This is a genomic window from Mesorhizobium sp. M0227 (assembly GCF_040321855.1).
In the GTDB taxonomy this organism is placed as follows: domain Bacteria; phylum Pseudomonadota; class Alphaproteobacteria; order Rhizobiales; family Rhizobiaceae; genus Mesorhizobium.
On the sequence record NZ_JAMYSJ010000006.1, the window covers coordinates 45,227 to 64,540 of the forward strand.

At 63.3% G+C, this 19,314-nt stretch carries 19 protein-coding genes; 10 read left to right on the forward strand and 9 right to left on the reverse strand.

The features are described from left to right. Nucleotides 1–47: 47 nt before the first annotated feature. The 4 genes from NKJ00_RS10540 (at nt 48) to NKJ00_RS10555 (ending at nt 4,011) form a co-directional block, all read left to right on the forward strand. Entirely contained in the window at nt 48–1,235 is a 1,188-nt protein-coding gene (locus NKJ00_RS10540) for an amino acid ABC transporter permease (RefSeq protein WP_128305379.1), read from the forward strand. Between the two features lie 9 nt (nt 1,236–1,244). After that, nucleotides 1,245–2,402: an amino acid ABC transporter permease gene (locus NKJ00_RS10545; protein ID WP_127289116.1), complete on the forward strand. Its 1,158-nt coding sequence runs from the start codon at nt 1,245–1,247 to the stop codon at nt 2,400–2,402. Nucleotides 2,403–2,482: 80 nt separating this feature from the next. Beyond that, complete coding sequence (locus NKJ00_RS10550) at nt 2,483–3,232, forward strand: amino acid ABC transporter ATP-binding protein (RefSeq protein WP_031213892.1); 750 nt, start codon at nt 2,483–2,485, stop codon at nt 3,230–3,232. 110 nt (nt 3,233–3,342) lie between these two features. Further along, complete coding sequence (locus NKJ00_RS10555) at nt 3,343–4,011, forward strand: TIGR02117 family protein (RefSeq protein WP_352629655.1); 669 nt, start codon at nt 3,343–3,345, stop codon at nt 4,009–4,011. A gap of 100 nt (nt 4,012–4,111) precedes the next feature. Here the strand turns inward: NKJ00_RS10555 and NKJ00_RS10560 are convergent, their stop codons facing one another. After that, nucleotides 4,112–5,350 (reverse strand): FAD-dependent monooxygenase, encoded by a 1,239-nt coding sequence (locus tag NKJ00_RS10560; protein ID WP_352629657.1) that lies wholly within the window; start codon nt 5,348–5,350, stop codon nt 4,112–4,114. Nucleotides 5,351–5,369: 19 nt separating this feature from the next. Beyond that, on the reverse strand, nt 5,370–5,615 hold the full coding sequence (locus NKJ00_RS10565; RefSeq protein WP_027037845.1) for a zinc-finger domain-containing protein: 246 nt from the start codon (nt 5,613–5,615) through the stop codon (nt 5,370–5,372). A 246-nt stretch (nt 5,616–5,861) separates the two neighbouring features. On the opposite strand from NKJ00_RS10565, the gene NKJ00_RS10570 reads away from it, so the two are divergent. Together NKJ00_RS10570 and ppx are read left to right on the forward strand one after the other, a co-directional pair. Beyond that, nucleotides 5,862–8,063 carry an RNA degradosome polyphosphate kinase gene (locus tag NKJ00_RS10570; protein WP_352629659.1) on the forward strand — a complete coding sequence of 734 codons (2,202 nt, stop codon included), beginning with the start codon at nt 5,862–5,864 and terminating at the stop codon, nt 8,061–8,063. Beyond that, nucleotides 8,063–9,598, forward strand: coding sequence for an exopolyphosphatase (gene ppx / locus NKJ00_RS10575; protein WP_352629660.1), 1,536 nt, complete (start codon nt 8,063–8,065; stop codon nt 9,596–9,598). Before NKJ00_RS10570 ends, ppx begins: the two co-directional genes overlap by 1 nt. A 235-nt stretch (nt 9,599–9,833) precedes the next feature. Here ppx and NKJ00_RS10580 read toward each other — a convergent pair whose 3' ends face one another. The 4 genes from NKJ00_RS10580 to NKJ00_RS10595 form a co-directional block, all read right to left on the reverse strand. Then, nucleotides 9,834–10,238, reverse strand: coding sequence for a DoxX family protein (locus tag NKJ00_RS10580; RefSeq protein ID WP_031213894.1), 405 nt, complete (start codon nt 10,236–10,238; stop codon nt 9,834–9,836). Between the two features lie 156 nt (nt 10,239–10,394). Further along, entirely contained in the window at nt 10,395–10,814 is a 420-nt protein-coding gene (locus NKJ00_RS10585) for a DoxX family protein (RefSeq protein ID WP_352442926.1), read from the reverse strand. A 235-nt stretch (nt 10,815–11,049) separates the two neighbouring features. After that, on the reverse strand, nt 11,050–12,447 hold the full coding sequence (gene fumC / locus NKJ00_RS10590) for a class II fumarate hydratase (protein ID WP_352629663.1): 1,398 nt from the start codon (nt 12,445–12,447) through the stop codon (nt 11,050–11,052). A gap of 276 nt (nt 12,448–12,723) precedes the next feature. Then, the gene (locus tag NKJ00_RS10595) at nt 12,724–13,197 is read right to left on the reverse strand and encodes a cupin domain-containing protein (RefSeq protein WP_023814131.1); all 474 of its coding nucleotides are present in this window, start codon (nt 13,195–13,197) and stop codon (nt 12,724–12,726) included. 111 nt (nt 13,198–13,308) lie between these two features. Here NKJ00_RS10595 and NKJ00_RS10600 point away from each other — a divergent pair, with 111 nt between their 5' ends. Continuing rightward, nucleotides 13,309–14,307, forward strand: coding sequence for a LysR family transcriptional regulator (locus NKJ00_RS10600; RefSeq protein WP_128306040.1), 999 nt, complete (start codon nt 13,309–13,311; stop codon nt 14,305–14,307). On the opposite strand, the gene NKJ00_RS10605 is transcribed toward NKJ00_RS10600, so the two are convergent. Continuing rightward, nucleotides 14,292–15,050: an SDR family NAD(P)-dependent oxidoreductase gene (locus tag NKJ00_RS10605; protein ID WP_128306039.1), complete on the reverse strand. Its 759-nt coding sequence runs from the start codon at nt 15,048–15,050 to the stop codon at nt 14,292–14,294. The two genes, NKJ00_RS10600 and NKJ00_RS10605, sit on opposite strands and share 16 nt — an antisense overlap. A 122-nt stretch (nt 15,051–15,172) precedes the next feature. Beyond that, nucleotides 15,173–15,775: a choline-binding transcriptional repressor BetI gene (gene betI, locus NKJ00_RS10610; protein WP_031213897.1), complete on the reverse strand. Its 603-nt coding sequence runs from the start codon at nt 15,773–15,775 to the stop codon at nt 15,173–15,175. A 115-nt stretch (nt 15,776–15,890) separates the two neighbouring features. Here betI and choX point away from each other — a divergent pair, with 115 nt between their 5' ends. Both choX and NKJ00_RS10620 read left to right on the forward strand, forming a co-directional pair. After that, nucleotides 15,891–16,829 carry a choline ABC transporter substrate-binding protein gene (gene choX / locus NKJ00_RS10615; RefSeq protein WP_352629665.1) on the forward strand — a complete coding sequence of 313 codons (939 nt, stop codon included), beginning with the start codon at nt 15,891–15,893 and terminating at the stop codon, nt 16,827–16,829. Beyond that, entirely contained in the window at nt 16,826–17,668 is an 843-nt protein-coding gene (locus tag NKJ00_RS10620; RefSeq protein WP_023814136.1) for an alpha/beta fold hydrolase, read from the forward strand. Before choX ends, NKJ00_RS10620 begins: the two co-directional genes overlap by 4 nt. On the opposite strand, the gene NKJ00_RS10625 is transcribed toward NKJ00_RS10620, so the two are convergent. Further along, nucleotides 17,665–18,384 (reverse strand): NIPSNAP family protein, encoded by a 720-nt coding sequence (locus NKJ00_RS10625; RefSeq protein ID WP_245273314.1) that lies wholly within the window; start codon nt 18,382–18,384, stop codon nt 17,665–17,667. The genes NKJ00_RS10620 and NKJ00_RS10625 overlap by 4 nt on opposite strands. 156 nt (nt 18,385–18,540) lie before the next feature. Between NKJ00_RS10625 and NKJ00_RS10630 the strand changes: the two genes are divergently transcribed. Then, the gene (locus tag NKJ00_RS10630; RefSeq protein ID WP_023814138.1) at nt 18,541–19,215 is read left to right on the forward strand and encodes a TetR/AcrR family transcriptional regulator; all 675 of its coding nucleotides are present in this window, start codon (nt 18,541–18,543) and stop codon (nt 19,213–19,215) included. The last annotated feature ends 99 nt before the right edge of the window (nt 19,216–19,314 follow it).

Sequence of the window (19,314 nt, forward strand, 5' to 3'; positions counted from 1 at the left end):
GAGGCAGATCATCTGCCTCCCGGTTTCTCTTTCCAGGGGACGGTCGAATGGCATCGCAGGACGTACTTCGCGAGGAGCCCAGCCGCGGTTCCTTCATCAACGATCCGAAAATCCGGGGCATATTCTTCCAGGTGCTGGTCGTCGTGCTGCTGGTGGCGGGCGTCTGGTGGATTGCCCACAACGTCATCGACAACCTGACGCGGCTGCGCATCGCTTCAGGCTTCGGCTTCCTCAAGGGCCGCGCCGGCTTCGACATCAGCGAGAGCGCGATCGCCTATTCGTCGGATTCGACCTATGGCCGCGCGATTCTGGTCGGCCTCATCAACACCTTGATCGTCGCCATCGTCGGCATCATCACCGCGACAATCATCGGCTTCGTCATCGGCATCGGCCGGCTCTCGCAGAACTGGCTGATCAGGAAGATCTGCACCGTCTATGTCGAGGTCTTCCGCAACATCCCGCCGTTGCTGGTCATCTTCTTCTGGTATTCCGGCGTGCTGGCCGTGTTGCCGGCGCCGCGCGACAGCATCGGTTTGCCGTTCGGCTCCTTCCTCAACCAGCGCGGTTTCTATTTTCCACGCGCCGTGTGGGGCGACGGCTCATGGCTGATCTTCGTCGCCCTGCTCGTCGGCATCGCCATGGCGTGGTTCGTCGCGCGCAGGGCGCGGCAACGGCAGATGGCGACCGGCCAGCAATTTCCAGTGTTTTGGACGTCCACCGCGCTGATCGTCGGGCTTCCGCTGCTCGCCTATGCGCTGAGCGGCTTTCCCCTGAGCTTCGACTACCCGAAGCAGTCGACTTTCAACCTGGCCGGCGGCTTTCAGGTCCGGCCGGAGTTCCTGTCGCTTTATCTGGCGCTGTCCTGCTATACCGCCGCCTTCATCGCCGAGATCGTGCGCGCCGGCATCAGGGGTGTCAGCGCGGGCCAGACGGAAGCTGCCGGTGCGTTGGGCTTGCGGTCCGGATCGATCCTGCGGCTGGTCGTCGTGCCGCAGGCCATGCGCATCGTCATTCCGCCGCTGACCAGCCAGTATCTCAACCTGACCAAGAACTCGTCGCTGGCTATCGCCATCGGCTATCCGGACCTGACGGCGACCGCCGGGACGGTGCTGAACCAGACCGGCCAGGCCGTCGAAGGCGTGGTGATCATGATGGTGATCTATCTGGCCATCAGCCTCCTGACCTCGCTTGTGATGAACTGGTTCAACGCCAAGATGGCGCTGGTGGAGAGGTGAGGTAAGGACATGCAAGAACATGATATGTCCTGGGTGCGAACCGAAATGGTGCTGGCGCAGCCGGCGCCCGCCAGCGTCACCGGCCTCGGCGCATGGGTGCGCAAGAACCTGATCGCTTCTGCCGGCGACACCATTTTGACCATCGTCGGCATCGCCCTGGTGGCGATGATCCTGCCGCAAATCATCAATTGGGCGTTCATCAACGCCGTGTGGACGGGACCGGACCGGACCGTATGCGCCACGGTGGCGCAAGGCGGCATCCAGCCGGATGGCTGGACCGGCGCCTGCTGGGCTTTCGTCAACGCCAAATTCGGCCAGTTCATGGTCGGACGCTATCCCATCGAGGAGCGCTGGCGGCCGATTTTGGTCGCCATACTGTTCGTGGCACTGCTGGTGCCGATGCTTATCCCGAAAGTGCCGCGCAAAGGGCTGAATGCGGTTCTGCTGTTCTTCGTGCTGCCGGTCGTCTCCTTCGTCCTGCTGGTCGGCGGCATGTTCGGCCTGCCGCATGTCGAGACCTCGCTGTGGGGCGGGCTCTTGGTAACGCTCAGCCTGTCTTTCGTCGGCATTGCCGTGTCGCTGCCGCTCGGCATCGTGCTGGCGCTCGGCCGCCGTTCCAAGATGCCGATCATCAAGACGCTGTGCGTCGTCTTCATCGAGACGGTGCGCGGCATCCCGCTGATCACCGTGCTGTTCTTTGCCAGCGTCATGCTGCCGCTGTTCCTGCCGGAGGGTGTCTCGTTCGACAAGTTCCTGCGCGCTTTGATCGGTGTGTCGCTGTTTGCCGCCGCCTATATGGCCGAAGTGGTGCGCGGCGGCCTGCAGGCGATTCCCAAGGGCCAGTATGAAGGTGCCGATTCGCTCGGTCTCGGCTATTGGCAGAAAATGTATTTCATCGTCATGCCGCAGGCGCTGAAACTGGTCATCCCGGGCATCGTCAACACCTTCATCGGCATGTTCAAGGACACCAGCCTGGTCATCATCATCTCGATGTTCGACCTGCTCGGCATCGTCAAACAGAATTTCTCCGATGCAAACTGGGCAACCGCGCAGACGGCGAGGTCCGGCCTGATCTTCGCGGCCTTCGTCTTCTGGCTGTTCTGCTTCGGCATGTCGCGCTATTCAATGTACACCGAACGCCGGCTCGACACCGGCCACAAACGTTAAACAAAAGAACAAGGGGTCCCCCTGTCATGGCCACCGAAAATGCCGTCAGCGCCGAAGAGATCAAGGTCAACGCCGCCAAGATGCAGATTTCCACCACCGATGTCGCCATCGACATCATCGCCATGCACAAATGGTATGGCGAGTTCCATGTGCTGAAGGACATCAACCTGAAAGTGATGCGCGGCGAGCGCATCGTCATCTGCGGCCCCTCCGGCTCCGGCAAATCGACGATGATCCGCTGCATCAATCGCCTGGAGGAGCACCAGAAGGGCAAGATCATTGTCGACGGCAAGGAATTGACCAATGATCTCAAGAAGATCGACGAGGTGCGCCGCGAGGTCGGCATGGTGTTCCAGCACTTCAACCTGTTTCCGCATCTGACCATCCTGGAGAACTGCACGCTGGCGCCGATCTGGGTGCGCAAGACGCCGAAGAAGCAGGCCGAGGAAATCGCCATGCATTTCCTCAAGCGCGTCAAGATCCCGGAACAGGCCAACAAATATCCCGGCCAGCTTTCCGGCGGCCAGCAGCAGCGTGTGGCGATTGCCCGCTCGCTGTGCATGAACCCGCGCATCATGCTGTTCGATGAGCCGACCTCGGCGCTCGATCCGGAGATGATCAAGGAAGTGCTGGAGACCATGGTTGGCCTGGCCGAGGAAGGCATGACCATGCTGTGCGTCACTCACGAGATGGGTTTTGCCCGCAAGGTCGCCAACCGGGTGATCTTCATGGACCAGGGCCAGATCGTCGAGCAGAACACGCCGGCCGAGTTCTTCGACCACCCGCGCCACGAGCGCACGAAGCTGTTCCTGTCGCAGATCCTGCACTAGGCCTCGACGGCCACGAAGAGCCCGGCTGAAACACTGCCGGGCTCTTTTGCGTATGGGATAACAGGCGGGCGTTCGTGTCGCGCCGGAGCGCGTTTGCAGGGCCGCCTTTCATGAAAAGACTGGGACGTTTTCTAGGTCTTCTGTTGGTTGTCGTCGCACTCGCCGTGACGACGGGCACCTTCGTGCCACGGCCGCTGTGGCCGGCGGCCGCCGCCCTGCCCGCCGCGACGCACCACATCCTGGTGCTGAACAATCCGATCCACACCGATATCGCCATCCCGGTCGATGACGCCGTGCGCCGGCGTTTCCATTTCCTGGTCGACGCGGGCATACCGGCCGACAGGCCGGAGGTCCGCTACATCGTCTTCGGCTGGGGCGGCCGCGCCTTCTACCTGGAGACGCCGACATGGTCCGAGTTGAAGGCGGTGCCGGTGATGAAGGCACTGACACTCGACGCCTCGGTCATGCATGTCGATGTCGCCGGTGACATCGTCGAACCGCGCCCTGATATCGCGGGGTTCGACATCACTGAGGATCGGTTCACGGCGTTGCTCGATTTCATCGATGCGAGTTTCCAGCGGGGACCGGAAGGCCCGATCCTCGTTCTGGACGCAGCCTATTCCAGGTTCGACGCCTTCTACGAAGGCAATGGCCATTTCAACGCACTGGTCGGCTGCAACACCTGGACGGCGGCGGCCTTGCGCATCGCCGGCCTGCGCACCGGCTGGTGGAACCCGCTGCCTGTATCGCTCGGGCTGTCGATGAGCTTGTATAATTAGCGTGAGCATTCCGCGAATTGGCGTCGCGTTCCTTCACACCCCCCTCTGTCCTGCCGGACAGAGGGGGGTGCTGTCCCACCAACCGATTGTGCTTGTACGCTCAGCGTCGAATGATCTTCTGAGCCTGCCACCCATAGAGCCAGTCCAGATCCGCCGCGAGTTTTTCCGACGAGCGCACCTTCAGGAACACATTGCGCGCAATCGCCACTGGACCCACGGCATGCCAGGCCAGCCGGTTGACAGCGCCGCGTCGGGCGACCTGCGCGACACGCGGCCGCCGTGACTGCTCCCAGACGGCAAGCGCGGCCAGAGGATCGGCAGGGAAGTCGGCGATGATGTCGGCAAGCGTCGCAGCATCCTCGATCGCCATCGCCGCACCTTGCGCCGCGAACGGGGTCATCGCATGCGCGGCGTCGCCGATCAGCGCGATGTTGCCGGTCGTCCAAGGTTGTTTGCTGTCGACCGTGTGGATCGGCCATGCGGTCCACGGGCCGGCCTGCTCGACCAGGCGGGCAAGTTCTGCCGCGGTGCCGCGCAGGGCGCTGCTCAGGATCCCGGCGTCGGCGTTGCCGGACCAGCCCTCGGCAATGCGGTCGCCCCTGGTGAAGGCCGCGAGATTGAAGGCCGCACCCTTGCTGACGGAATAAGCGACCATATGGAAGCCAGGATGCAGGAAGGTGGTGACGCAGTCCCTGGCGCCGATGGCGGCAAAGCTCTGACCGGCGGCGCTCTCGGCCGCGACGGTGGCGCGCCAGGCCAGTTCGCCGGAGAAATGGTTTCTTCGCGAAGCCGACCCCTTGGCCGAATCGACAAGTGCGCGCACCGACGACCAGACGCCATCGGCCCCAACCAGCAGGAAGCCCTCCGCCTCGACGGTTTTGCCACCGATCTCGGCCGTCGCGGTGATGCCGTGCGGGCCGGTGTCAACGCCGCCCATGCGGGCGCCGGTGGTGAGATGGATATCCGGTATCTCGGCAGCGCGCGCGGTCAGTGCGCGCTGCAGATCGGCCCTGTGCGCGACGAGATAAGGTGCCTGCCAGCGCGTTTCGGCGGCTTGCCCCAGCGGCACGCGCGCCAGTTCGCGCAAGGTCGCGGCCTCCTTCAGCACCACGGCTTCCGGCCGCACCGCCGCCGGCAGCAGCCGGTCGAGTACGCCAAGCTGGCGAAGGATGCGGGTCGCGTTGGGAGAAAGCTGAATGCCGGCGCCTGCCGCTTCCAGGCGCTGCGCCTGTTCGAACACCCGTACCGAGTAGCCGCGTTCGGCGAACGCCAGCGCTGCGGTCAATCCGGCGACACCCGCCCCGGCGATGACAATTTGCCGGGAGCGCGTGTCGTTCATCGGGCTGGTCGCGAAAGACTCAGGCGGCCTGTTCTATGTAGATGCAGCCGGCCGGCAGCGTTTCGGTTGCCTTCAGCTTCGGCGAATAGCGGTAGAGCGTCGAGCAATAGGGACAGACTTTTTCGTTGTCGTCGCCCATGTCCAGAAACACATGCGGGTGGTCGAAAGGCGGATTGGCGCCCGTGCACATGAATTCCTTCACGCCGATGTCGATTGCCTGATAGCCCGCATCGTTCTGAAAATGGGGAATGGAACCGCCTGCCATCGTCGTCTCCTTAACGCAGTCTCGTGTGCATCTGGATCATATCAGGCCTCTTTGCAAGTTCGATGAAATCAAACTGTCGCAAAAGCCTGTCAGAGGATAAGTTAAGCCGGTTAACGCATGGCCCCGAAGACCGACACCGGTTTTCGGCAAGGACCATGCGTCGCCTTGGAGTGGTAGAGCGTCCTTTGCGCGTCCTGAATGACGCGCGGCGCTTTAGCTGGCTGACGGTGTGGAAGAGCGGGAATCATGAACGAACTGAAGCCGGTGCAGAACGAATTCGTGGATGTCGAGGTGGCTCGTCCGGAGGGCGGCAACCCGGACCGGTTTGTCAACCGCGAGTTCTCCTGGCTGCAGTTCAACCGGCGCGTTCTCGAGGAGTCGCTGAACCTCAATCATCCGCTGCTGGAGCGCGTCCGCTTCCTGTCGATCTCGGCCGCCAATCTCGACGAGTTCTTCATGGTGCGCGTCGCCGGCCTCGCCGGCCAGGTGCGCGAGGGCATCACGCTGAAGAGCCCTGACGGCCGCACCCCCGAACAGCAGCTCGAACAGCTGCTGCGTGAGGTCGAGCGGCTGCAGGAAGACCAGCAGAAGAGCCTTTCGGCGCTCACCGTGCTGCTCAACAAGGAAGGCATCGAGAGCATCACCCGCGATGCGCTGACCAAGGACGAGAAAATCTGGCTGGAAGACCATTTCCAGGGGCAGGTGTTCCCGGTGCTGACCCCGCTGTCGATCGACCCGGCGCATCCGTTCCCGTTCATTCCCAATCTCGGCTTCTCGATGGCGCTGCAATTGCGCCATCGCAAGAACGGCGAAGAGATGAGCGCGCTGCTGCGCCTGCCGGTAGCGCTGAAGCGCTTCATCCGTCTGCCGGACCGCAAGCATCACGTCCGCTTCATCCCGCTGGAAGAGGCGGTCGGCCTCTATATCGGCAAGCTCTTTCCCGGCTACGAAGTCAAGGGCTCCGGCACGTTCCGCATCATCCGCGACAGCGATATCGAGGTCGAGGAGGAGTCCGAGGATTTGGTGCGCCTGTTCGAAACGGCGCTGAAGCGGCGGCGGCGCGGTTCGGTGATCCGCATCGAATTCGACAGGCTGATGCCTGGCGAATTGCGCGACTTCGTCGCCGGCGAGCTTGGCGTGTCGTCCAGCCGCATCAGCGTCTTGACCGGTCCGTTGGCGCTCAGCCAGATTTCCGAGATCGTCGCCGTTCCCCGCGACGACCTGAAATTCACGCCCTACAATCCGCGTTTTCCCGAGCGCATCCGCGAGCATGGCGGCGATTGTTTTGCCGCCATCCGCGAGAAGGACATCGTCGTCCATCACCCCTACGAATCGTTTGACGTCGTGGTGCAGTTCCTGCGCCAGGCGATGGCCGATCCGGAAGTGGTGGCGATCAAGCAGACGCTTTACCGCACCTCCAACGACAGCCCGATCGTGCGTGCGCTGGTCGACGCGGCCGAAGCCGGCAAGTCGGTCACCGCACTGGTCGAGCTCAAGGCGCGCTTCGACGAGGAAGCCAACATCCGCTGGGCGCGCGACCTGGAGCGTGCCGGCGTGCAGGTCGTGTTCGGCTTTCTCGAGCTGAAAACCCATTCGAAAATGTCGCTGGTGGTGCGGCGCGAGGACGGCAAGCTGCGCAACTACGTGCACCTCGGCACCGGCAACTACCATCCGGTAACGGCGCGCATCTACACCGACCTGTCCTTCTTCACCACCGATCCGACGATCGCCCGCGATGTCGCCCAGCTGTTCAATTTCATCACCGGCTATGCCGAGCCGACGGATGAAATGCGGTTGGCGATCTCGCCGTTCACGCTGAGAAGCCGCATCCTGAAGCACATTGCCGACGAGATTGCCTACGCGGTCCAGGGGAAACCGGCGCGCATCTGGATGAAGATGAACGCGCTCGTCGATCCGATCATTATCGACGCGCTCTACGATGCCAGTCGGGCCGGCGTCGAGGTCGACCTGGTCGTGCGCGGCATCTGCTGCCTGCGGCCTCAGGTTCCGGGCCTGTCGGAAAACATCCGCGTAAAATCGATCGTCGGCCGTTTTCTCGAGCACAGCCGCATCTATTGCTTCGGCAACGGTCACGGCCTGCCGTCGGACGAGGCGATCGTCTACATCTCCTCGGCCGATCTGATGCCGCGCAATCTCGACCGCCGCGTCGAAACCATGGTGCCGATCACCAATCCAACTGTGCATGAACAGATCCTTGGCCAGATCATGCTGGGCAACATCATGGACAATCAGCAAAGTTTCGACGTATTGGCTGATGGAACCTCCCGGCGCGTCGTGCTGGAGGAGGGCGAGGAACCGTTCAACGCGCAGGAATATTTCATGACCAATCCGAGCCTGTCGGGACGGGGTGACGCGCTGAAGTCGCATGCGCCCAAGCGCATTGCGCAGTTCAAGCGCCGCAAGAAGAACGCAGCAGCGTCCGGCTGATGCTGTCTGATTCCCAGGGCCGGTTGCAGGACCGCCGACCGCTGTCCATCATCGACATCGGATCGAATTCGATCCGTCTCGTCGTCTATGAGGGGCTGGCGCGTTCGCCGACCATGCTGTTCAACGAAAAGATGCTGGCCGGTCTCGGCCGCGGCATCGTGTCGACCGGCAAGCTCGACCCCGAGGCGGTGACGCGCTCGATGGAGGAGTTCCGCCGCTTTCGCGCGCTCTCCGACCAGGCCGGCGCCGAGCATATGTATGTGCTGGCCACCGCCGCCGCCCGTGAGGCTATCAACGGTCCCGATTTCATTCACCGCGCCGAGGACGTGCTGAAGACCGAGATTCGTGTCATCAGCGGCCGTCAGGAAGCCTATTATTCCGCGCTCGGCGTCATTTCCGGCTTCCACCCGGCCAATGGCATCGCCGGCGATCTGGGCGGCGGCAGCCTCGAACTGGTCGACGTCAGCGGCGAAGCGATCGGTGACGGCATCACGCTGCCGTTGGGCGGCCTGCGCCTGCAGGACATGGCGAAGAACTCGCTGGCTCAGGCGGCGAAGATCGCGCGTGACGAACTGGCGAAGGCGAAGCTGTTGAAAGGCGGGCAGGGCCGGCCCTTCTACGCCGTCGGCGGCACCTGGCGAAATCTTGCCCGGCTGCACATGGAAATGACCAACTATCCGCTTGGTGTCATGCACCATTACGAGATCTCGGCCGAAAGCGCGGCGAATTTCCTCAAGCAGGTGGCCAAGGCCGAGATCGAGAAGGTCAAGGGCATCGAAGGCGTTTCCAAGAACCGCCGTTCGCTGCTGCCCTATGGCGCCGTCGTGCTGCAGGAGATCATGGCGGCGATGCAGCCGTCGAAGATCATCGTTTCGGCTCTGGGTGTACGCGAAGGCTTTCTCTATTCGCTGCTCGACGAGGCGGAGCAGAAGGCCGATCCGCTGATTTCGGCCTCGGAGGAACTCGCCCGCCTGCGCTCACGCTCCGTCGCCCATGCGCATGAGCTCGTCGACTGGACCGCCAAAACCTTTGCTGCCTTCGGCATCGACGAGACCGAGGACGAGGCGCGCTACCGCCACGCGGCCGCATTGCTGGCCGACATCGGCTGGCGCGCGCATCCCGAATATCGCGGCAAGCAATCGCTCAACATCATTGCGCACGCCTCCTTCTTCGGCGTCGACCATCCCGGCCGTGCTTTCCTGGCCATGGCCAACGCCTATCGTCACGACGGCATCTTCAACGAAGCCATCGCCCCCGAGATCAAGGCGCTGGCGCCGCCGCGTTATCTGGAGCGGGCGCGCGTGCTCGCCGCGATGATGCGCGTCGTCTACCTGCTGACGGCGTCGATGCCCGGCATCATGCCCAGGCTGAAATGGGAACAGCGCGCCAACGGCGTGCTGGCGCTGGTCTTGCCGGCATCGCTGGCCGATCTCTATGGCGAGCGGCCGGCCGGGCGCCTGGCGCAACTGGCCAGGATCACCAACCGCCGGCTGGTGCTGGCCGTCGAAGGTGGGCCCAGTGGGTCGGTGAAGTAGAGTCGGAGCAGAGCGGATTAGAACCTGCTCGGTCGAGTTTCTTCACACCCCTCTCTGTCCTGCCGGACATCTCCCCCGCAAGGGGGGAGATTGGCTGCTTCGTCGTCGGTGCTTTTTTCTTGCAACATTGAAGATTGGCGAAAGCCTGGATGACATCCGATCTCCCTCGTTGCGGGGGAGATGTCCGGCAGGACAGAGGGGGGTGCTGTCCCGTTGACGTTTCCAACCCAGTCCGTCAGGCCAAACCGCGCCCGTCGACCGACCAGGCTCCCGCGCCAGCCATCGCCAGCGCAACGAACCCGCCTGCTATCGCAATGTCCTTCATCAGCATCTGCTGGTGCAGGAAGGCGAGCATCGCGTCGCCCCCGCCCTGGCCGTAATGGCCGATGAAACCGGCGGCAATGCAGAAGGCGGCGAGCAGCAGCGCCGCGATCCGGGTCTGGAAACCGACCAGGATGAGCAGCCCGGCGATCAGTTCGAACAGTCCCGTGCCCCAGGCGGCAAGCGTCGGCAGCGGCAGGCCGAGGCCGGCGAAATAGCCTGTCGTGCCGGCAATATCGCTCAAAGCTTGGAAACCGGAGGGCACGAACAGGGCGGCGAGCAGCAGCCGGGAGAGCAGGAGCAGCGCGTTGCGGGGCATGTTCACCTCCGTTATCGGCCGCCGGCCGGCCTCGTCCGATGCCCCGATCCTATCAGAAAACTCCGGCCGACAGATCGGCGGGCATGTACCAACAACGAAAAAGCGGCGCGGAAAATTCCGCGCCGCTCTTTCGTTCGGCTATTGCCAGTTTTTGGCTCAGCCGCGCTTGGCGTCGATCGAATAGGCACCGGCGCCCGAGGAAGCCAGCACGAGGAAGCCGCCAGCGATGGCGAGGTTCTTGAGAAACTGGATCATCTGCATCTGGTCGGCCCAACCGGTATGGGCGACCAGTCCGGTAGCGACCGTGAAGACCGCCAGCACCCAGCCGACAATTCGGGTCTTGAAGCCGACGAGGATGGCGAGGCCGCCGAGAAGCTCGATCAGGCCGACGACAATGGCCGTTACGGTCGGCAAGGGCAGGCCGAGTCCGCCGAAATAGCCGGCCGTGCCGGTGATGGCGGTCAGCTTGCCGAAGCCTGAAAGCAGGAAGATGACGGCAAGCAGGACGCGGCCGAGGAGAATGGTGGTCGAGGCATTGGATGCGCCGGAACCGGCGACTGAAGTGTTGATGGACATGGTGGCTCTCCGGGATGGGTTGATACCGGGGAGATAGAGCAAGCCGACTGTTCACCAAAGCCACCAGGTTGGCGACACATTGTTCACAGTACTTACGTTTCCGTGATCGGGCGGCCCGCGCAAAATTCGCTTCGGGTCAGGTCGTGACGGGAGTAAATTCTCCCATCACGAACACCGGGCTTCTGGCTGACGCAATTCCGGACGGAAAACCGCAAGACATTTTTCCTGGAATTGCCTACCCCGGATGCGTCATGTCCTCCGGCCGCACCAGCCGGTCGTAATCGGCCTCGCTGACCAGTCCGGTGGCGAGCGCTTCCTCGCGCAGCGTGGTGCCCTTCTTGTGCGCGGTCTTGGCGATCTTGGCGGCATTGTCGTAGCCGATGGTCGGCGCCAGTGCCGTCACCAGCATCAGCGAGCGGTCGAGTGCCGCCTTGATGTTGTCTTCGCGCGCCTCGATGCCGACGACGCAATTGTCGGTGAAGGAGACCGAGGCGTCGGAGAGCAACTGCACCGACTGCAGGAAGTTGTAGGCCATCAGCGGGTTGTAAACGTTGAGCTCGAAATGGCCTTGGCTGCCGGCGAAGGTGAGCGCCGCATTGTTGCCGAACACCTGCACGCAGACCTGCGTCAGCGCCTCGCACTGGGTCGGGTTGACCTTGCCCGGCATGATCGACGAGCCCGGCTCGTTTTCCGGCAGCGACAGCTCGCCGAGGCCCGAACGCGGGCCGGAACCGAGGAAACGGATGTCGTTGGCGATCTTGAACAGCGCGGCGGCCGCCGCATTGATGGCGCCGTGCGAAAACACCATGGAATCATGGGCCGCCAGCGCCTCGAACTTGTTCGGCGCGGTGATGAAGGCAATGCCGGTGATGGTGGCGATGCGATCCGCCACCCTTTCGGCGAAGCCGACCGGCGCGTTGAGGCCGGTGCCGACGGCGGTGCCGCCTTGCGCCAGTTCCTGCAGGCCTGGCAATGTCAGCTCGATGCGCTTGATCGACGAGGCAACCTGCGCGGCATAGCCCGAAAATTCCTGGCCAAGCGTGAGGGGGGTGGCATCCTGCGTGTGCGTGCGGCCGATCTTGATGATGTGATTGAACTCTCTGCTCTTGGCGGCGAGCGCCTTGTGCAGGTGCTTCAGCGCCGGCAAGAGGTCGTGCACGATGCGTTCGGCGCAGGCGATGTGCATGGCCGTCGGATAGGTGTCGTTCGACGACTGGCTCATATTGACGTGGTCGTTGGGATGCACCGGCTTCTTGGAGCCCATGATGCCGCCCAGCATCTCGATCGCCCGGTTGGAGATCACCTCATTGGCGTTCATGTTGGACTGCGTGCCCGAGCCGGTCTGCCAGACCACGAGCGGGAAATGGTCGTCGAGCTTGCCGTCGATGACCTCTTGTGCCGCCTCGACAATCGTCTTGCCGATCGCCGGGTCGAGCCGCTGAAGGTCCATATTGGCTTCGGCCGCGGCCCGCTTGACGATGCCCAGCGCGCGCACGATCGATGCCGGCTGCTTTTCCCAGCCGATCTTGAAATTGCCAAGGGAACGCTGCGCCTGCGCGCCCCAATAGCGATCGGCGGCGACTTCGATCGGGCCGAACGTGTCGGTTTCGGTTCTGGTCTTTGCAGCGGTCACGGGTCTCTCCTTGTCGAAGTCGGCAACGGCGTATCGCGTTGCACAAACGGCTTCAAGCGGAGATTGCGGGCGGCGAGGATGCGAATCGGTTGAAGGTGCGGCGCTTCTCGCCTTCTCCCCTTGTGGGAGAAGGTGGATCGGCGCGCAGCGCCGAGACGGTTGAGGGGTGGGTGACGGAGTGCCGTTGGCGCCAAGCTGGAACACCCCTCATCCGACCTCTTCGCGGCCACCTTCTCCCACAAGGGGAGAAGGGAAAGAATGCGCGGTTTCGGCCTCTCACCCTAGCGGCGGACCGACAATGTCGATGCCGTTTTCTGCGCAGAGCTGCACCAGTGCCGCGATGATTTCCGGTGTTGGTTGCATCTGCGGCGGCACCTCCGGCTGTTCGGCGGGACGGCTCGCCTGACGCAGCATCGTCTCGAAATCCGAACCGCGCGTGATGGTGAGCGTACGCGCGCCTTCGCGCGATTCGACCCGGTAGGTGTGCGGCAGGCCTTTCGGCGCAATGACGGTTTCGCCGGCTTCAGCAATGCGTTCGTGGCCGTCGATCTGAAAGCGCAGTCTCCCGTCCAGGATGTGAAACACTTCGTCCTCCCTGCGATGCACATGCAGGGGCGGGGAGTCGCCATAGGGCATGCGATGCTCGACGACGCAGGTGCCGTCCTCTCCTGCCGCCGACGAGACGTGGATCGCGACAAGCGTGTTGTTGAACCAGAAGAGTTCCTTGCCTGTGATCGTGCCGGGGGTCATTGTCATGGCCGTCTGATCCTCCTGTTGCCTGTGCCTGCTGGGCCGATGACGATCTAGCCAGGGATATGCCGACAACGGAAATCGAATGATCGTATGGGGCGAATTGATGCGATGAATTTGAACGCGCTCGACCTCAATCTCATCAGGGTGTTCGACGCCCTTCTGCGGGAGAGAAGCGTTACGCGTGCCGGCGAGCAGATCGGCCTCAGCCAGCCTGCCGTCAGCGCTGCGCTCAATCGCTTGCGGCATCTCCTCAACGACCAGCTGTTCGTGCGACGGGGCAATGACATGATGCCGACGCCACGCGCCGAGAGCATGGCCGAGCCGTTACGCGTGGCGCTTCGTGAAATCGAACGCGTCTTCCACTCGGCCAAGGCGTTCGATCCGGTGGAACTGGAGCGAACCTTCACGTTCATGGGTGCGGATTTCTTTTCCATGATGCTGATGCCAACTTTAGCGGCGCGCATCGCGGGTGCCGCGCCGCGCGCGTCGCTAAGGTTTCTCGACAGCGCGCGCGGCGACGTCTCGCGGCTGCTCCAGGACGATGAAATCGACGTAGCGCTCGAGCGTCCGCTGGAGGTCTCCGACTGGGTCTCAAGCACGCCTCTGTTCCATTCACCATTCGCCATCATCGCCGCGAGCGACAACGCTGCGATCAGGCAGGCGGGGATCATGGAAGGCGAGCTTCTACCGATCGAGCTCTTCTGCGAACTGCCCCATGTTCTTCGTTCTATCGATGGCTCGATGTCGGGCTCCACCGACGAGGCGCTCCGCAAGATCGGACGAACGCGCCGTGTAAGCCTGGCCCTGCCGCACTTTCAGGCTGTCGCATTGGCAGTGGCAAACGGAAACCACCTCGCGGCAGTTCCCAGGCAGTTCGCGGTTTGGGCGGCCAAGACCCTGCCGCTCGTCATCTTTGAACCGCCACTTCCCATTGCTGTTCCGGAAATCAGGATGTACTGGCACGCGCGCCACGACGACGAGCCACCCCATCGCTGGGTTCGCGATCAGATCCTGGAGGCGGTAGGCGCACTCGGATTCGTGGAAAGCGGCGCCGCAGAAAATGCCGGCGCCTGGTCTGGTGGCCGGACGGATCAGCCCGCGGTATAGCCACCATCGATCGAAAAGATGCCGCCGCTGGTCCAGGCGGCCTCTTCGCTGGCCAGATAAACCGCGATACCGGCCAGATCGTCAGGGCGGCCGATTCTGCCGAGCGGATAGCTGCGCTCGACATAGGCTTTCAGCTCGGCCTTTGCCTCGGCCGGCAAATTGTCGACGGTCTTGCGCCGCATGGCTGTGTCGACCGTGCCGGGCGCGATGGCGTTGACGCGGATGCCGCGCGGGCCGAGTTCGAAGGCCAGCGATTTGGTCAGCGAGTTCAACGCGCCCTTCGATAGGGAATAGAGGCTCGACGGCCGCTTCGGGATCATCTTGTTGGCGAAGTAGGACGAGATGTTGATCACCGATGCGCCGGCAGCCAGATGCGGCAGCAGGCCCTGCGTGAGGAAGAACACCGCCGTCACATTGAGCGCGAAGGATTGCTGGAACTGCGCCTCGCTGACGGTTTCGAACGGCACCAGGAAAGCCACTCCGGCATTGTTGACGAGGATATCAAGCGGCCTGCCGGATTTTTTCACCTGCTCGACGACGGCCGCGATGCCGGCCGATGTGGCAAGATCGGCCGACAGCGTCTCGATAGTGCCGCCGAGTTGCTCGCGGGCAGCGTCGAGCTTCTTGGTGTCGCGGCCGACGATCAGGACGTCCGCGCCCTCGCGCGAAAAGGCCTCGGCGATCGCCAGGCCGATGCCGTCCGAGCCACCGGTGACCAGCGCGCGCTTGTTGTGAAGTCTCATTCGACGCTCCGAGATTTCTGCCTCGTCGAGAGCACCGTATTGTGGCGGCCGTGGTCAAGCCGTCGGCCTATCCCCGGGTATGAACTTCGACGCCCGCCGGCCGGCAGGCCAGCCGAGGCCGGTTACGCGCCGGCGGTCGCAAGCTCCCGCAGGGCCAGCCGGCCCGCGACATAATTCTTGACCTGGCGGACCGCCTGTTCGCGTGAGACGCTGCCCGGCTGCAGGCCGAGCCGCAGCCAAAGCCCGTCGATCAGCGCGGTGACGCCAAGCGCGATGTCGTCGGCATCTCCAGGCGAGGCGAGGCCGCGCAGGCCCGACAACAGGTTCGAGCGCATGCGCGCATGGATCACTCTCTGGATACGGGCCATCTTCTCGTCGCGCGGCACCTCGGCACAGAGCGACAGCCAGGCATGGCACAGGGGAGGCTGGAACAGATGCGTCTCGAAATTGCCCTCGATTACCGCATCCAGGCGCTCCATCGGCGTACGCGCCCGGCGAAGCCGCGCGATCACCGCCTGGCACAGGACGGCATTGGCCTCGCGCATCGCGTGCTCGAACAATTCCTGCTTGTTGCGGAAATAGTGCAGCACGATGCCCTTGGAGGCACCTGCCTGGGCGGCCACTTTTTCCAGGGTCGCGCCGGCAATGCCTTCGCGCTCCAACACCGCGAAGGCCGCCTGCCGCAGCTCCTTGCGGCGGATATCACTGAGACGCTTGAGTTTCACGGGATCGGTCCATTTCGAATCCACGTTGACATTTTCGTCCGATCAGATCAACAATTGACCCATGGGACAATAAAAAGACCGATTGGTCAATTTGATGACAATGAGGAGAACCGAAATGTTCCGCATCCTTGCAAATGGCGTCTGCCTTGCCGCTCTCATGTTGGCCTCTCATGCGGCCCAAGCGGCCGAGGCCGAGCAGTGCAAGACGGTCCGCATGGCCGAACCCGGCTGGAACGACCTTGCCTTCACCACCGGGGTCGCCAACGTCCTGTTGGAGGCGCTCGGCTATCAGCCGCAAAGCCAGGTGCTCGGCATCAACGTCATCTACGAGGGCATGAAAAACAGGGACCTCGACCTGTTCCTGGGCTACTGGGATCCGGCCATGGTCACCTATTACGAGCCCTACAAGAAGGACGGCTCTGTCGAGAATGTGCGCGTCAATCTCGTAGGTGCCAAATACACCTTCGCCGTCCCGACTTACGCTTGGGATGCCGGCGTCAAGGACATTTCCGACCTGCACAAATTCGCCGACAAGTTCGGCAAGAAAATGTACGGCATCGAGCCCGGCTCCAACCAGTTGATGATGGACGCCATCGCCGATCCCGCCTTTGGCCTGGACGGCTGGCAGGTGGTCGAGTCCAGCGAGGCCGGCATGCTGTCGGAGGTCGGCTACGAGATCAAGGAAAAGCAGTTCATCGTCTTTCAGGGCTGGGCGCCGCATCCGATGAACACGATGTACGACTTGAAATATCTGACCGGCGGCGACAAGTTCTTCGGCCCGAATTTCGGTGCCGCGACGGTAACGACGCAGGTGCGCAAGGGCTATCTTGAGCAGTGCCCGAACGTCGCGCAATTCCTCAGGAATCTCGTCTTCGACATCGATTTCGAGAATGTCGGCATGGGCTATCTGATCAATGACGGCATGAAGCCGGAGGACGGTGCGCTGAAGGCAATCATGGCGAACAAAAGCCGCCTCGACGCCTGGCTCGCCGGCGTCACCACTTTTGACGGCAAGCCGGGCCTCGCCGCGGTCAAGGAAAAGCTCGGCCTGTGAGAGCGGCCGCGCTCGATGGCTTGCCGAAGCAGGATGTGATGGCGGAGCAGGGCGCCTGGGCCAGCCGCAAGCAATTCGTCACTGTCGGCGATCTCGACATCGCCTATGTCGAGATATCGGGCGCCGAGCCGGCACTTCTGTTGGTGCACGGCTTCACCGACACCAGCCGCAGTTTTTCGCTTCTGGCGCCATATCTGGCCGGCCGCCGTCTGATCATGCCGGATCTGCGCGGCCACGGCGCCTCGCAGGCTGGCAAGAACTGCGGCATCGCCGATCTTGCCGAGGATATCGCCGGGCTGATCCAGAGTTTACAACTCGACCGACCGGTCGTCGTCGGCCATTCGCTGGGCGCCATGGTGGCTGTCGCTTTGGCTGCGGGGCACAAGGAGTTGATCGGCGGGCTGGTGGTCCTGGCCGGCACGTTGAAGCCCGATTTCGCGCCGGGTCATCCGCTGGTGGTGAGCGTCGAGGCCCTGCGAGATCCGATATCGCCGACCGATCCGTTCTATGCCTGGTGGCATGCCTGTCGTCCCGACGTGCCCGCAGCCTTTCTCACCGGCTTGGCGCAAGAGGCCTCGGCGATGCCGATCCCGCGCTGGCGCGCGATTCTCGAGGAAATCCGCCGCGCCGACCTGACCGATGCTGCGCGGGCCGTGCAGGCCCGGACGCTGATCATCGCCGGCGCCTGCGACCCGCTGTTCGGCGCGGCGCACCAGCAGGCGTTGCGGTCCGCTCTTCCTGAAGCTCTCCTCGTCCGCGCCGAGGCCTGTGGCCACAACCCGCATTGGGAAGATCCGGCCCTGGTCGCGAAGGCCATAGTCAAGGCATTTGAAGTCTAACGCCCGACCAACGATTGCGATGTGGGCGACAGCCGCAATGTCTCCGTTGGTTTGGTCAGACCAGCTTGCGCGGCCTGCCAAAAGGCCTGCCATGTCGGCGAGGCGGCGAGAGCGGCTTTGTGGCGGGCATGCGCCTCTGCGTTGTCGAAGCCGGTGACGGACATGAAGACGTTTTCATCAGCCCGCACCGGCAGGCGCGGAAAACTGTTTTCGGCATGCTCCGTAACGAAAGCGGCGAGCAGGCGTGCGTCGGCCGTCATCAGGCACGCCGTCTCAGTCTCGAAGCGAGTGGCGAAATCAGCCTCTGTGCCGGGCTGCAAATGATGAATCGCGATGACAACGATGCCGGTCAGCGGTTTGTTTTGAATGGGTTTTTCGTCATCGGCCAGGCTTGGCCGCTGCGCGCCCGCGAGGTCGAAGCCTGCGCCCGGCCACGCCGGCTTGAGCAGCAGCACATCGTCGGAATCGATCATCGTCGCATTGGCCGCATCACTGTGCGCCGCCCAGACCGGCCCGCCATAAAAAGCGGCGAGAGCATTTTTCCGCGCATCCATGCCGTCGAAGCCGCGCATCCAGACGAACATGTCAGGCCGATCGAGGTCCCGGAACTGGCCGATGACGTTCATGCCGGCGTCCTCCTGGCCCTCGATCAGCCTGCCGTCGAAGATGCCGATGAGCGTGTCGCGCCGGCCGGGCTTCAGCGTGTATTGCCGCAACTCGACGACAGGCGAGGCGAGCGCCGTGGGTTTCGGCGCGACGTTCTGGGGCAGGTTCATCCGACATTCTCCAAAACAGGGTGATCGTCCTGTTTTGTAAAACAGACCGGTTGTCCTGTTTTGTCAACATGCTAAAGTTCGGCAATGTCAGCAGAGATGACCGTCCAGCCAAAACCGCGCCCGGGAAAACGCATCAACGACCCTGAAGGCATGCGCAAGAAAGTGCTCGATGTCGCCGAGGACGCGTTCCAGGCGCGCGGCTATCACGCCTCCAGCATCGGCGATCTGATGGCGGCGGCTGATGTCAGCGGCGGAGCGCTGCATCACCATTTCCCGACCAAGAAGGCGCTGGCGCTGGCTGTGATCGACGAGCGTGTGGCGGCAGCGGTCGAAGAGACATGGATCGCGCCGGTGCTGGCGGCGGCGTCAGTGCGCGAGGGCGTGCGCTCGGTGTTCGAGGCCGTGGCGGCGGAACTGGAGCAGCAGGGGTTCGTGCGCGGCTGCCCGCTCAACAATCTGGCGCACGAACTGTCGCTTGCCGATCCCGATTTCCGCCTTGCCCTTGCCGGTATCTTTGGCGGGTGGCGGCAGGCGATTGCCGACAAGGTGCGTGCCGACCAGCAGGCGGGCAAGGACGAGGGCACGGACCCCGAACGCTTCGCCGCGCTGACGGTCGCCGCCTATTCCGGGGCGATGTCGATGGCCAAGACGGCGCAGGATGCCGGTGTGCTGCGGGATTGCCTGGCAGGGTTGGAGCGCAGCGCGCCGTCGCAGGGCGGCTTGGTTGCCAGGCGACGCAACAGGATACTGCCACGGCCGAGAATTATTTGATGTCGGCGGGACAGCACCCCCCTCTGGCCTGCCGGCCATCTCCCCCGCAAGGAGGGAGATCTGCAGCATCGGCGCTCGCTCGTACCTTCACCGGTGGAG

Excerpts from the sequence above, each read along its gene's own strand:
- NKJ00_RS10540 (WP_128305379.1), top strand. The coding sequence starts at position 48 with ATGGCATCGCAGGACGTACTTCGCGAGGAGCCCAGCCGCGGTTCCTTC.
- NKJ00_RS10545 (WP_127289116.1), top strand. The coding sequence starts at position 1,245 with ATGCAAGAACATGATATGTCCTGGGTGCGAACCGAAATGGTGCTGGCG.
- NKJ00_RS10550 (WP_031213892.1), top strand. The coding sequence starts at position 2,483 with ATGCAGATTTCCACCACCGATGTCGCCATCGACATCATCGCCATGCAC.
- NKJ00_RS10555 (WP_352629655.1), top strand. The coding sequence starts at position 3,343 with ATGAAAAGACTGGGACGTTTTCTAGGTCTTCTGTTGGTTGTCGTCGCA.
- NKJ00_RS10560 (WP_352629657.1), bottom strand. The coding sequence starts at position 5,350 with ATGAACGACACGCGCTCCCGGCAAATTGTCATCGCCGGGGCGGGTGTC.
- NKJ00_RS10565 (WP_027037845.1), bottom strand. The coding sequence starts at position 5,615 with ATGGCAGGCGGTTCCATTCCCCATTTTCAGAACGATGCGGGCTATCAG.
- NKJ00_RS10570 (WP_352629659.1), top strand. The coding sequence starts at position 5,862 with ATGAACGAACTGAAGCCGGTGCAGAACGAATTCGTGGATGTCGAGGTG.
- ppx (WP_352629660.1), top strand. The coding sequence starts at position 8,063 with ATGCTGTCTGATTCCCAGGGCCGGTTGCAGGACCGCCGACCGCTGTCC.
- NKJ00_RS10580 (WP_031213894.1), bottom strand. The coding sequence starts at position 10,238 with ATGCCCCGCAACGCGCTGCTCCTGCTCTCCCGGCTGCTGCTCGCCGCC.
- NKJ00_RS10585 (WP_352442926.1), bottom strand. The coding sequence starts at position 10,814 with ATGTCCATCAACACTTCAGTCGCCGGTTCCGGCGCATCCAATGCCTCG.
- NKJ00_RS10595 (WP_023814131.1), bottom strand. The coding sequence starts at position 13,197 with ATGACCCCCGGCACGATCACAGGCAAGGAACTCTTCTGGTTCAACAAC.
- NKJ00_RS10600 (WP_128306040.1), top strand. The coding sequence starts at position 13,309 with ATGAATTTGAACGCGCTCGACCTCAATCTCATCAGGGTGTTCGACGCC.
- NKJ00_RS10605 (WP_128306039.1), bottom strand. The coding sequence starts at position 15,050 with ATGAGACTTCACAACAAGCGCGCGCTGGTCACCGGTGGCTCGGACGGC.
- choX (WP_352629665.1), top strand. The coding sequence starts at position 15,891 with ATGTTCCGCATCCTTGCAAATGGCGTCTGCCTTGCCGCTCTCATGTTG.
- NKJ00_RS10630 (WP_023814138.1), top strand. The coding sequence starts at position 18,541 with ATGACCGTCCAGCCAAAACCGCGCCCGGGAAAACGCATCAACGACCCT.